The 12,143-nt window shown below is 69.9% G+C and carries 11 protein-coding genes; 7 read left to right on the forward strand and 4 right to left on the reverse strand.

Annotation, left to right across the window (positions count from 1 at the left end; translation table 11 throughout):
• Positions 1–24: 24 nt before the first annotated feature.
• A complete protein-coding gene (locus K1T34_RS18910) occupies positions 25–1,167 on the forward strand; it encodes a GAF domain-containing protein (RefSeq protein WP_220245563.1) in 1,143 nt (380 codons plus the stop codon).
• 367 nt (positions 1,168–1,534) lie between these two features.
• Positions 1,535–3,703, forward strand: coding sequence for a tetratricopeptide repeat protein (locus K1T34_RS18915; protein WP_220245564.1), 2,169 nt, complete (start codon positions 1,535–1,537; stop codon positions 3,701–3,703).
• Here the strand turns inward: K1T34_RS18915 and K1T34_RS18920 are convergent, their stop codons facing one another.
• Both K1T34_RS18920 and K1T34_RS18925 read right to left on the reverse strand, forming a co-directional pair.
• Complete coding sequence (locus K1T34_RS18920; RefSeq protein ID WP_220245565.1) at positions 3,704–5,191, reverse strand: hypothetical protein; 1,488 nt, start codon at positions 5,189–5,191, stop codon at positions 3,704–3,706. It lies immediately after the preceding gene.
• A 105-nt stretch (positions 5,192–5,296) separates the two neighbouring features.
• Positions 5,297–5,923, reverse strand: a complete 627-nt coding sequence (locus K1T34_RS18925) for a response regulator transcription factor (protein WP_220245566.1) — start codon at positions 5,921–5,923, stop codon at positions 5,297–5,299.
• Between the two features lie 141 nt (positions 5,924–6,064).
• Between K1T34_RS18925 and K1T34_RS18930 the strand changes: the two genes are divergently transcribed.
• Both K1T34_RS18930 and K1T34_RS18935 read left to right on the forward strand, forming a co-directional pair.
• Complete coding sequence (locus K1T34_RS18930) at positions 6,065–6,364, forward strand: hypothetical protein (protein ID WP_220245567.1); 300 nt, start codon at positions 6,065–6,067, stop codon at positions 6,362–6,364.
• On the forward strand, positions 6,364–6,501 hold the full coding sequence (locus K1T34_RS18935; protein WP_220245568.1) for a hypothetical protein: 138 nt from the start codon (positions 6,364–6,366) through the stop codon (positions 6,499–6,501). The genes K1T34_RS18930 and K1T34_RS18935 overlap by 1 nt, the downstream gene beginning before the upstream one ends.
• Here the strand turns inward: K1T34_RS18935 and K1T34_RS18940 are convergent, their stop codons facing one another.
• Positions 6,502–6,822: a nucleotide pyrophosphohydrolase gene (locus K1T34_RS18940; RefSeq protein WP_220245569.1), complete on the reverse strand. Its 321-nt coding sequence runs from the start codon at positions 6,820–6,822 to the stop codon at positions 6,502–6,504.
• 123 nt (positions 6,823–6,945) lie between these two features.
• Between K1T34_RS18940 and K1T34_RS18945 the strand changes: the two genes are divergently transcribed.
• The 3 genes from K1T34_RS18945 to K1T34_RS18955 all read left to right on the forward strand — a co-directional run bounded on the left by K1T34_RS18945 (position 6,946) and on the right by K1T34_RS18955 (position 11,591).
• The gene (locus tag K1T34_RS18945; RefSeq protein WP_220245570.1) at positions 6,946–7,956 is read left to right on the forward strand and encodes a nitrate- and nitrite sensing domain-containing protein; all 1,011 of its coding nucleotides are present in this window, start codon (positions 6,946–6,948) and stop codon (positions 7,954–7,956) included.
• 551 nt (positions 7,957–8,507) lie between these two features.
• Complete coding sequence (locus tag K1T34_RS18950; protein ID WP_255638581.1) at positions 8,508–9,872, forward strand: hypothetical protein; 1,365 nt, start codon at positions 8,508–8,510, stop codon at positions 9,870–9,872.
• A gap of 150 nt (positions 9,873–10,022) precedes the next feature.
• Positions 10,023–11,591: a hypothetical protein gene (locus K1T34_RS18955; RefSeq protein WP_220245571.1), complete on the forward strand. Its 1,569-nt coding sequence runs from the start codon at positions 10,023–10,025 to the stop codon at positions 11,589–11,591.
• Between the two features lie 271 nt (positions 11,592–11,862).
• Here K1T34_RS18955 and K1T34_RS18960 read toward each other — a convergent pair whose 3' ends face one another.
• Positions 11,863–12,045 (reverse strand): hypothetical protein, encoded by a 183-nt coding sequence (locus K1T34_RS18960; protein WP_220245572.1) that lies wholly within the window; start codon positions 12,043–12,045, stop codon positions 11,863–11,865.
• Between the last annotated feature and the right edge of the window lie 98 nt (positions 12,046–12,143).

Below are 12,143 nucleotides of genomic sequence, written 5' to 3' on the forward strand. Positions count from 1 at the left end.
CACGCGCTAGGGTCGGTGTTGCTCATGGACCCGACACTTGCCGCGCGGGCGTTGTCCGCTGCCACCGAGATCACCAGCACCGCGTTGTCCGGGGACGACCCCGAGGCCGTGCTGGACACCGTCGTGATCCGCGCCGCCGAGCTGGCCGACGCCGACCTTGGCCTGGCCATGGTCAGCGCCGACGACGGGCAGGTTGTGGTCGAAGCCGCCGTTGACCCCGGCGGCGCCGGCCGCGCGCTGCAGGGCCTGACCTTGCCCGCCGACTCCGCCGCCGGCCGCGTCGCTCGCGGGGGCGAGCCGGTGGTCAGCGACAACTTCGTCGTCGACCCGCGCACCGCACCCTTCGTGCCCGACGAGCTCCGTGGCTTCGGCCCCTTCGCCGCCGCACCGTTCGGCTCCGGCGGCCGGGTCCTGGGCGCGCTCACGGTCTACCGCCTGCAGGGCCGCGAGCCGTTCTCCGCGGGGACCGTCGAGATGCTCGTGGCGTTCGCCGCACAGGCGGGCGTCGTGCTCGCGCTCGCCGAGGGCGCCAACGCACGCCACCGCGTGACGCTCTACCAAGAGCGCGAACGCATCGCCCGCGAGCTGCACGACGTGATCGTGCAACGCCTCTACGGCGCCGGCATGCAGCTCGACCGTGTGCGCCGCAACATGCGCAAGCGCTTCGCCCAAGCCGACGGCGCGCGGCTGTCCGACGCCATCGACCAGCTCGACCAGACCATCGAGGAAATCCGCGGCACCGTGCGAGCCTTGCGCTCACCCGAGCCGCGTCATGACATCGGCACACCGACCGACCTCGCCGAGTCCGCCCGCGGTGAAGTCCGCATCGCCGGCGAACTCCTCGGCTACCCGCCGACCCTCGAGCTCTCCGGCGAGTTCGCCGACATCCCCGCCGCGAGCGCCGACCACATCCGCGCGGCACTGCGCGAAGCACTGTCCAATGTGGTCCGCCACTCCGGCGCGAGCGAGACGCGCGTGTCACTGACCCGTGACCGCGACGGCGTGAAACTCCGCGTGCGCGACAACGGATCCGGCGTGCCCCAAGGCGTCGCCACCCGGGGCCTGCGTCACCTGGCCGAACGCGCCGACACCGCCGGCGGGAAGTTCTTCATCAACTCCTCACCGAGTCTCGGCACACTCGTCGCCTTCGATCTCCCTCTGGACTAGTCGCCCGTGCGCGACCGCCACCCACAGCGCGTTGATCCGGCTTCAGCCTTCACGCGTCATGTGAGCCGCTCCTTCCTCTCCGACGGGCACGTACGGCATCCCGTTCGACATCGACCAACACCCCAGCATCGCGAGTCTCCGCTCGCTTTCACCCGGTGACGAGTCTACCGGCGATCGAACACCCATTCGACTCACGATGGGGTGAATCCGAAAGATCCTTACCGAATCCTCCGTGGCCGACCGTGACGGATCCCGGTCGTCCATCGGCCACTCGGCTGGTTCTGGTGCAGACCAGCCCTTTCACGGACAGTGACGACCTTCGCGCTCGCTGCTAGCGTGGACCGCAGGACTCATGAGGGGGAGACACGTGAGCGACGACGTGCTGATCGCCGAGCTCGTCAAGCAATCCGTCGGGCTGGCGTTCACCGTCGGCAGCAAGGTCGGCGAGTACCTGTGGGGCCGCCTGACCCGCCGGCTGAGCAACGATCCCGCCGCGCTCGAGAAGGCCGTGGAGCGGCTTCTCGCCGAGAACCCCGAGGCCATCCACCAGCTCAAAGCTCTGGCCGAAGTGGACCTGACGACAACCGGGAACCCGCCGCGGATCGTCCCCCGGTCGCCGCTGTTCGTCGACCGGGTCGCGGTGTGGCAGCAGCTGAGCGGCCGCACCGGCACCGCTCTGTTGACGGGCCCGTCCGGCATCGGCAAGACCGCCGCGGCCGAGCACTTCGCGGTGCACAGCAAGTCTTCCTACCCCGACGGCGCGCTGCTGGTGAACCTCGCCGACTTCCGCGACGGCCCGGGCGGATCGCTGGGCCGCAACCGGATCAAGGCGTTCATCCTGTCCCGCCTGGGCATCGAGGTGCTCAGCACGGCCGACGACGACCTCGCCGTCCAGTACGACGAGGTGCTCCAGCCCCTGCGGCTGCTCGTGGTCTTCGACGACGTCGAAAGCGCCGAAGAGCTCAACGGTCTCGTCCCGGCGGCGCCGATGAGCCTGGTGCTGGCCCTGACGTCGGCCCCGGAAGACGACTTTCTCCTCCGCTTCGCGCCCGTCCCGCTCGGCCAGCTCGAGGACGGCGCCGACCGGCAGCTGCTCGAAGCGATCTGTTCGCAGCAGCTCGTGCACAGCGATCCCGAAGGCGCGCAGAAACTCCTGGCCCAGTGCGACCGTGTCCCCGCGGCACTGGTCGTGGCCGCGAACCGAGTGCGGTCTTTCGCCGCGGTGACGCCTCGGCCACTGGCGGCCGTCGCGACCGAGCTCGAGGGCGGCGGCTCGCTCGGACCCGTGAGCCACGCGTACGACGAGGCGCTGGCGGGGCTGTCCGACGGCGCCGCCGAGCTGTGCCGGCTGCTCACGGTGTTTCCCGGACCGAGCTTTACGAACGAAGTCGCGGTGGCGATCTCCGGGCGGCCGAAGTCCCAGGTCCCGGCGCTGCTAGCCGAACTGCACGCACAAGTGTTCGTGACCAGGGACGCGGACGGTCGGCTGCGGCTCGGCAGCCAGGCTCGCCAGGCCGTGCGCCGGACCGGGAACACGAGCGGGACCGAAGAAGCGTTCGCCCGGCTCGTCCGCTTCTACGCTTCACGCGCCGTGCAGGCCGATTTCCAGAAATCGGGCCCGGAGCGGCTGCGCCTCTACGACACGAATCTCCCTCCTGGCACCGAAATCCACGATTTCGAACGGCATGAGGTCGACTGGCTCGTGGCCGAGCTCCCGACGTACCGGGCCCTGGCCGGCGCCGCACTCGACGCCGGCTTCCACCGCGAGCTCACGCAGATCTGCGGCGCGATCGAGGTCGTCGGCCTCCACCGCGGGCTGCACCGGGACCTCGAAGCGATCCTCGACCGCGGGCTCAGGACCAACCCGGCGCCGGCGCTCGAAGCCCGGATGATCAGCATGTACGGGCGGATCCTCTCGCTGGTCGGTGAGTTCGACCGAGCGGCGCGCGCGTTCGAGCGGGCGAACGACGCCATGCTGAAACTACCGGAGCCGAACCCGGAACTTTCGGCGTCGGTGCTGGAGTTCCGTGGTCTGTTCCACCGCGAACAGGGGCAGCTCGCCGAGGCCGAGACGTGCTACCGCGCCGCGCTTGAGATCACCCGCGGCCTCAGCGCCGGCGGCGGACCGCACCGCGGCCGCGGCCTGCACGCCCGAATGCTGGCCAACGTCCTCGTCTCCCTGAAGCAGTTCCCGGAAGCGCTGGAGTTGCTGCACGAAGCCGAAAACCACACCCTCGCCAGGCACGACCGTGACCGGGCGCAGGTCTGGCTCGTGCGGGCGAAGGTGTTCGCCGAGACGCGCCGGCCGGCCGACGCGCTCGCACTGCTTCCGGAAGCGTGGCGGCTGGCCAACGGCGCCGGCAGCAACCAGTACGACCTGGAGTTCGGCGAAGCGATCGGCGACGCCGCGTGGCGCGCCGGCGGCCACGACCTCGCGCGTCAGCACTGGTCCGGCGTGTGGCAGCGGTACGAGGCGTCGCGGCACCCGCGGCGGGAACGCCTGTACCACAAGCTTTGGTACGGCTTGCCCGCGTAATCAGATCGTCCGGTCGCCGACGCGTACCCGCAGATCCGTCAACGGCAGGCGCCGCACCGTGCGCCACTGGGCCGCTGACGCCAGCAGCAGCGGATCGACGTCCGCGGTGGTGCGGAGGTCGGTGGTCACCCCGTCCGTCCACACGCGACACAAGCCGGCTGCGGTTTCGGCGAAGAGCCGGGCGTTCGGGCGACGTCGTGCGGTGTCGGCGGCCCAGCCGGCGAAGTCGCGACCCAGCTCGTGGTGGACGACGGCCGCACCCTCGAGTTCGGCGAGGGTGGCGAGTTCGGCGTGGGCGACGACGTGCTGGCCCGGCAGTGGCCCACCCAGCTGGGGGACGGCGGCGGGAAAGCGGCGAACGACCAGGTCAGCACCGTCGGCCTGGACGCTCACGCGCAGCGCGGCCGGCGTCTGGAACTCCGGTGTGGGGTCGTCGACCGGCGGAAACGCGGCGGGGCGCGCGGGTTCCGGCAGGTCCAGCAGGTCGTACAACAGCGCTCGAAGGAGCTCCGCGCACTTGCCCGGGTACTCGACAGCTTCGGCGGCCGGACCGTCGATGGGACCGTTCGTGATCGCGGCCGCCAGCTGGTCGGCGAGCGGGCGTTCGTCCAGCCGCGGCGCCCGCGCCACCAGATCAGCGAGCGGCGAACCGGCCACGACGGTGTCGGCGACCGGGCTCGCCATCACCACGGGCACACCGGCAGCTGTGGCGTACAGCGGCATCGAACCGCAGTCGGAGACCACACAGCCGGCCGATAGGACCGTCGCCTGCCAGCCACGTTGCGGGGGGATCACCGCGAGCCCACTGCGTCTCGCGGACGCCAGGACAGCGCGCACCTGCAACGCGCTGTGCGCCGACCACACGCCGGGGTGCAGCACGAGGCTCACGCGGTACTCGTCGAGCGGCAGTTCGGCCAGAAACCGGTGCGGCAGCTGCGGATCCGAGCCGATCAGCGACTGCGGTCCCCACGTCGACGCCAGCACGACGTGCGTGCGGTCCGCGGCACCCAGCACCCGCCTGAAGTGCGGCACGCGGTGGACGCTGGCCAGCATCCGGTCGTGGCACGGATCCCCGATCACGACGGCCCGCCGGCGATGTTCGGGGACGTGGCTCAGCTGGTTGCCGTGGGAGAGCCCGATCCGGAGGCGATCACCGTGCAGGCGCTCGGGGTTGAGCCCGGAGATCGTTTTCGTGCGCGGGTAGTACTTCTGGTGCCCGATCCCGTGCGGCACGAGCAGCACCGGGCACTTCAGCTCGGCCAGGTCGTCGTTCTCGCTCGCGGCGATGGCCAGGTCGAAGGTGGTCGCCAAGGCCTGGTCCCACGGCAGGACGAGCGCCTCGAGCCCGGCCAGGAACTCCGCCAGGCCCGCGCCGAACACCGCTCGCCGCCGGTCGTCGAACGTGAACACGACCTGCACGCGGTGGTCGTCTTCCAGCAGCGACAGGATGTCCAGCAGCCGCGTCACGGTGGTGGCCGTGCGCGTCACCACGAGGATCCGGCGTTCGACGCGGTAGGTCAGCCAGTGGTCATACGCCGGATCGGCGGGGACTTTCGGCCGGAACGACGGGGGGGGGGTATGCGTTTTCGGGCATCACTTGCCGCGGCGGGCGATCCAGGCGGCGGCTTGGGTGCGGCGTTGCATGCCGAGCTTGGCGAGGACCGAGGTGACGTAGTTCTTGACCGTTTTTTCGGCCAGGAAGAGGCGTTCGGCGATTTCGCGGTTGGACATGCCCTGGCCGATGAGCTCCAGGACGTCGCGCTCGCGGTCGGTGAGGGCGGCGAGGTCGTCGGTGGGCGGGTGGCGCAGTTTATCGAGCACGCGGGCCGTGGAGACGGGGTCGAGCAGGGAGTGGCCGGCGGCGACCTCGCGGACGGCGTTGACCACGTCCTGGCCACGCACCTGCTTGAGCAGATAGCCCGCCGCGCCCGCCATGATCGCGCCGACCATGGCCTCCTCGTCGTCGAAGGCGGTGAGCATGAGGCAGGCCGGCGGGTTGGGCTTGGAGCGCAGCTCGCGGCACAGGGTGATGCCGTCGCCGTCGCCGAGGCGGACGTCGACCACCGCGACGTCCGGCTCCACGTGCATCGCGACGGCCAGCGCCTCCTCGACGCCCCCGGCCTCGGCGACCACCTCGATGTCCGCCTCGTCGCCCAACAGGTCGCGCAGGCCGCGGCGGACCAGTTCGTGGTCGTCGACGAGCAGCACCTGGATCGGCATACCCCGAGGTTACGGCTTCGGGGCGGCCGTTGCCGGTGCTGGTGCCCGAGGACACGTCGGGGCGCGTTGTCGGCGGGATGGCGGCGCGGCGGAAAATCACCGGATGCACCCGATCAGGTTGCCGCGGGAAATCGTTCGGAATTGATCCGTAACGGTTCCGGCGGCACGGCGATATGCCCGACATCGCTTCGCCGGACTCTTCGGAAGGTTTTCCTGTTGGCTCGCTTTCGCCGTGTAATTGGTCCGTTCGCCCTGGTCGCGGGGCTCATCGTGGTCGCCTCTGCCGTAGCGCAGGCGGAACCGGGAAATCCGGTGGGCGCAATTCTGGAAACGTCGATATCCCCATTTGGCGAATATTCGTTCCTGGTCGCCGCGGGTGCGTTGATCGCGGCTGCTGCGTCCGCCGGGCTGGTCCTCTGCCTGCGCCACCGGCCGGCCTGATGCGGATCGTCGTGTTCGCGGCCTTGGTGGTGGCCGTCGCGGCTCTGCTGCTGGTCGCGTTCCTGCGCCCGCCCGAGACACAGCCGGCGCAGCAGGTGGTGACGACGAGCAGACCGTCGACGAGCCGCGCCGGCTGATCAGCGCTGCACGGGCGGGAAGCGGGTCTCGTTGCGGTCGACCTTCGCGTTGCCCACTTCGAGGAGGTCGATGTCCAGGGTGTCTGCGAGTTGGATCAGGTAGAGGAGGACGTCGGCGATTTCGTCGCGGACGTTGGTGGTCAGGGTCGGGTCGGACCGGTATTCGCGGGCCTCTTCTGGGGTGAGCCACTGGAAGAGGGAGATGAGCTCGCCGACTTCGCCGGAGAGGGCCATGACGAGGTTCTTCGGGTGGTGGAACGGTTCCCAGTCGCGGGCGGAGGCGAAGTCGCGGAGGCGTTGGGTGAGCGCGTCGAGAGTCACGGGAGATTGCGTACCACGGCGGTCACGGTGGGCTAACGGCCGTATGGCGGACTTGCGTTGACCCTCGCGCCGTGGTTTCCCTAGCGTGGTTGGCCGGGTTGGGGAAAAGCGGAAGGAAGGGCCGTGGAGTACCTGCGCAGGCGCGTGGTCCTGATCGCGTTCGTGCCCGGTGCGGCGCTGGTGCTGGTGGCGTTGGTGATTGGGATTTTCCTGGTGCAGCAGGCGAATCGCGTGCGCGGGCTGGCGGATGAGACGGCGCGGGCGTCGAACGACGTGACGCGAACCGTGGTGGGGTTGCAGGAGCGGCGGGGCAACGCGCTGCTCGCGGGCGACCGGCTGGCTGAGTACGTCAGCTATACGCAGCGTATCGACGACGCCCTCGCCGGCCTGCGAGAGCTCACCCGTGCGGCGCCGGATGCGGAGACGGCGTACCAGCAGAACACGGCCGTGGATCTGCTGGTGGCGACCGAAGGTTTGTACCGAGCGGATTCTCTCGCGCTGGCGGGGCTCGATGGGACCACGCGGCGGCTCTTCACGGACGCGGTGGGCGGGTACCGGACGACGCTCGCGAGCGCGGCGGGCAGGCTCACGCAGAGTGGTCGGGAGCGGTACGAAGCGCTCGTTCGCGGAGAGGACTGGAGCACGCTGACGGCGGTCGAGAACGCCTTCGCCGACGCGGCGCCGCTGCCGGTCGCGATGCCGACGTGGCGCGCGGCGACGGCGGTTGCGGGACGTGGGTTGGGGGAGCTCTTCGCGCAGCAGAACAACTTCGCGGTGCAGATGACGGTTTATCACGCTCACCGGACTCTGGGCGGGGCGCTCGCCGGCGGGGCGGCGATCGTGGTGTTCGCCGGCGTGGTGATGGCGGTGGCGATTCGGCTCGCCGACTGGCTCACGGACCCGCGGCGGCTCGCACTGGGGCGGGCAGCAGTGGCGCGGAAAGCCGCGGAGCTGCGGCAGGCCGAGGTGGAGCTTGGGATCGGGCAGGAGACGGAGTCGCGGCAACGCTCGGAACTGCGGCGGAGCACGGTGGCGCAGCAATCCCTGGAGCCCGAGCGAAGCGCGGAGCTGCGGCAACGCTCAGCGCCGCGGCACAGGGCCGCGGCAGCACGAAGCGGCGCGGCGTCCCGCTGAGCGCAGGCACGGCATAGTCCTGGGTCCGCGGCGTGGCATCCGTGCCGTGGTGACGGGGCACGCGCCGATGCCTTGGCAATGCAAGGCTGCGGCAGAGCAAGCGAGCCGGCCCGGGACGGCGTCGAACCGATCCGCACCGATCCGCATGGTGGCGCAGGGCCGGGCCGCGGCATCGAATCGAAGCGGCGCCGATCCGACCTGTGGCGAGGGTGTGCGAGGCCGGCCACGGGATGGGTCGCGATGGCGTCGGCCCGATCCGCGGTCGGGTGGCGGGATCGGCCGCGATAGCGCCCAGCCGACCCGGGGGATCGGTCGCGACGCCGCCCAACCAACCCAGGGGGCCGGTCGCGACGGCGCCGAGCCAACTCGCGGGGCCGGTCGGACGGCGCCCAACCAACCCGCGAGACAGTGCCGCACCGAGCCCCCAAACGCCGGCCCGCCAGAGCACCAAACGACGAGAACCACAGGTCACCCGCGGTGCCCGGTTGGGCCGGAAAGAGCACGCAGTTGGCCCACACGCGCGGCGAACGGCATGCGGCAGACTGGTGCGCGTGAGTGCTCCCCCGGATCTGCGGTCCTACCTGCGTACGTTGGACGCGGAAACGCTGGCCGACCTGCTGTACGCCCAGGCGCGGCGTGACCCTGAGTTACGGCATTCGCTGGAACTGCGGTGCGCCACTCAATCGGGTGAGGTGGCTGAGGCGCATCGGCTGTTGGACACGGCGGTGCAGGACGGCAACGTCGAGTACACGGCCAAGGTGGGCGCCGTGCTGGACACCTTGGAGCGGTTGCTCGACGCGGGCAGTCCGGCGGACCTGGCGCCGCTCGCGCGGCGGACCGTGGATGACATCGGTGAAGTGTTGGAGCAGTCCGGGGATCCGTTCGGTGACCTCGGGGACAAGCTGGACTTCGCCGTCGAGTTGTACGCGCGGGCGTGTGTTGCTCGGCCGCCGGACGTCGAGCAGTTGGCCGAGTGGCTGCTGGAAGTGGAGTTCGACGGGCCCGGAAGGCCGACGATCGCGCTGGCGGATTTCGCCGAGGCGTTGGGGGAAAAGGGACTTGAGCGGATCAAGTCTACTGTGGACGAAATACTGACAGCCGGGCCGACGGGGTACCGCCGGGACGTCGCGGAGCGCATGCTGGAGGAGCTCGCCGAAGTGCGCGGGGACGTGGACGCGCTGGTCGCGATCCTCTCCGCCAAGCCGCCGCGGGTGGATGTGAGCCTGAAGATCGTGCGGGTGCTGCGGGCGGCCGGGCGGCACAGCGAGGCCATCGCGCATGCGGCCCGCGCGCTCACTCCGCACAAAACGCACCAAAACCTCCACCAGAACCTCCACCAAACCCTCCCCGAGCCGGAAGACGAGACGGTCGCCTTGCGCCGCAAGGAGTTCGACGAGGCGCCGGGCAACGTCACGTACACGGCGTTGCGCGAGGCGGCCGTCGAAGCGGGCGTGTGGTCGGTGCAGCGCGTCGCGGCCCTCGCGCGGCTGAGGGAGCGCGCGGCCGACAGTGAAGAAGGCGCCGAAGAGCTCGCCCGGGCGCTGCTCGCCGAGGATCGGCCCGACGAGGCGTGGCGCGCGTGCGTGCGCTTCGGTGGGTCGCTGGCGTTGCGTGTGGAGCTGGCCGCGTCGCGCGAGGTCGCGCACCCGGCCGAGACGATTCCGGTCTACCGCAGCCAGGTCGAGCAGCTCATCGAGCAGAAGGACCCGCAGGCCTACCGCGAAGCGGCGAAGCACCTGAAGAAGCTGCGCACGCTGCACAAACGCGCCGGCACGGCGGAGGAGTTCACGGGGTACCTGGCCGACTTGGTGAACGTTCACCGGCGCAAGACGCGGCTGATCGCGGAAGTGCGCGCGGCTCGGATCGCGTTGCCGAAACCGCGTAACCTTCCGGCGCCTGACTCGTTGACCAGCTGAAACACCTCGCACGTAGCTCTTCTCCGCGACGTCGCGGTGGTCCCTCTTCGCAGCCGGCTCCCTGGCCGGTCGCGGATACCGCGCCCGGGGCCACCGCGGCCGCGCGTCCCGCGGATCCGCGCCCGCACCAGCGATGCAACGATGTTCCGCATGAGTCCGGTGAGCCGCGCCCGCAAGAAGACCCCCCAGCCCGCCACGCCCAGCGTGAACGGCCTGTTCAAGGACGTCCTCCGGGACTTCTCCGCCGTCGCGGCGGAGCCCGTCCCGTTCGACGTCGAGCTCCTCGCCTCCGAGGTGGTCGGGCAGTGGTGGGACCTCGCGATCGAGGGCGAGCCCGAGGGCGGCGAGCAGCTGGGCCTGGAGCTCATCGCGTTCGCGCAGCGCAAGATCACGCCCGGCGCGGCGGCACTGCTGGCCGCGCTGAAGGTGCTGGCCGAGACCGAGGAGGAGCGCTCGGCGGCCGCCGAGGCGCTCGCCGTGGTGCTCTCGCGCGGCATCCCCGAGCCCGAGTGGGCCGGTGAGGTCGGCCGCGTGACCGTCGGTGAGATCTGGCGGACCGGCGACGTCTACGGCGACGAGTCCTCGCTGCTGTGCACGTTCTCCCGCGGCGACGCGACGCTCGGCCTGCTGGCGCTGCTCGACTTCACCGAGCTCGGCCGCGTGCGCGACCTCGTGGTGATCGACGAGCCGCACGAAGTCCTGGCCGAGATGCGCACGCAGATCGCCGACGACGGCGAGCTCGTGGTCCTCGAGAAGGTCGAGCCGGCCGACGCGCACCGCCTGTTGCTCGACGGCATCGCCGCGACCGACGGCATGGACGAGCCCGACGTCGGCGAGGACTACACGCGCTTCCACGCCGTGGCGATGGCGTGGCTGCGGGCGTTGCCGGCGCCGTCAGCCGGCCGGGGTGTCGAGGAGTGGCCGGACGCGCGACGCGACGCGATCGTGGAGGAGTTCCTCGGGGAGGTTTCGTTCGCCGACGTCGAGGCGGCGCGGTCGGTGGCGCGGCTGCTGGTGGACCACGGGTGCCGGACGGAGCCGGCGGATCCGCTGCGCGTCGGGCCGGAGAAGCTGGCGCGGTTCCTGGAGTCGTTGCTGGGTGGGGAGTACGAGGTCGAGGACGAGGATCTCGTGCCGCCGGTGGTGCTGGCGTGGGCTTCTTGGGCCGCGGCTCGGGGCGGGTTGTCGGAGGTTGCTTCGGCTGCTCTCGTCGAAGACGTGAAGGAGTACTTGGCGGAATACCTGTCCGATGAAGATGAGTCCGAAGAGGATGAGGTTTCGGATTATCTGGACGGGACGGAATCTGCCGAAGAGGTTTTGGGGGTTGTGGAGCGGCGACGGTTTGCTGTGCCGGAGTTGTCCACGGTGATCGGGGACGAGGAGCTGACGGATTTGGATCCGTCGGACCCGGAGCAGCGGCGGATGCTGGTTATCGGTGGGCATCCGGAGTATCACGAATCGTTGGCGAATGACGAGTTCGATGGTGCTGATGGGTTGAGGCTGGCGTTGGAGACGTCGGTGGTGGATCAGCTTTGGGAGGACTCGCCTGAAGAGGTTTGGGTGGCGGCCCAGAAGTTGATCGAGAAGGGGTTGACGAGGGAAGAGGTTTTGGGGGAGTTGGTCTCTGTGCTGGAGGGGCAGCTGGAAGAGGCTGAGGATGAGGATCGGTTGGATTATGATTTGGAAGGGTATCGGGAGGCGTTGACTGCGGTTGAATAGCCGTTGTCGCGGCTCGGCGCGCGGAGCGCACCATTGCGTTGGGGGTAGCGCATGGAGCACCCCGTTTTTTAGTGTCACTACGGTCTGGACTATTTGTCAAGGCGGGAAAGAGTACCTTGACAAATAGTCCAGACCGCGTGGAAGGCGGGGATCGAGGTGCAGGGCCGGGTCTGGGTGCGCTGGTGAGTGTGTAGATCTGGTGCGGTTGTGTGGTGGGAAAAGCGAAAAGCATAAAAGAAAGCCCCGGCCGGTGTGGTTGGGGCTTTGTTGTTTATGCCGTTGGGGTTTGGCCAGGGACTGCGGGGACGGGGACGGTGGCGGCTGCGGTGGCGGCCTTGCGGCGGCGTTCGCGGATGGCTTCGTCCAGGTCGACCAGGAAGGTGCTGGCGGCCATGGCGACGAAGAGGGCCAGTCCGAGTACTGCGCCGATCCACGTGAGGACGATGGAGAACATCGGGGGCCTCCTTCCCAGGTCAGATGCGAATTTCCCTTCTGTTCAGGGTCGCTTTCACGAGGCTCGCCCGGTATCGGCCAACTGGTTACGAAGCCGCC

The sequence above is a fragment of the Amycolatopsis sp. DSM 110486 genome (genome assembly GCF_019468465.1).
In the GTDB taxonomy this organism is placed as follows: Bacteria; Actinomycetota; Actinomycetes; order Mycobacteriales; family Pseudonocardiaceae; genus Amycolatopsis.

Bases quoted from the DNA above. Each gene is read 5' to 3' on its own strand.
- K1T34_RS18910 (WP_220245563.1), top strand. From the start codon at position 25: ATGGACCCGACACTTGCCGCGCGGGCGTTGTCCGCTGCCACCGAGATC.
- K1T34_RS18960 (WP_220245572.1), bottom strand. From the start codon at position 12,045: ATGTTCTCCATCGTCCTCACGTGGATCGGCGCAGTACTCGGACTGGCC.
- K1T34_RS18935 (WP_220245568.1), top strand. From the start codon at position 6,364: ATGCGGATCGTCGTGTTCGCGGCCTTGGTGGTGGCCGTCGCGGCTCTG.
- K1T34_RS18925 (WP_220245566.1), bottom strand. From the start codon at position 5,923: ATGCCGATCCAGGTGCTGCTCGTCGACGACCACGAACTGGTCCGCCGC.
- K1T34_RS18955 (WP_220245571.1), top strand. From the start codon at position 10,023: ATGAGTCCGGTGAGCCGCGCCCGCAAGAAGACCCCCCAGCCCGCCACG.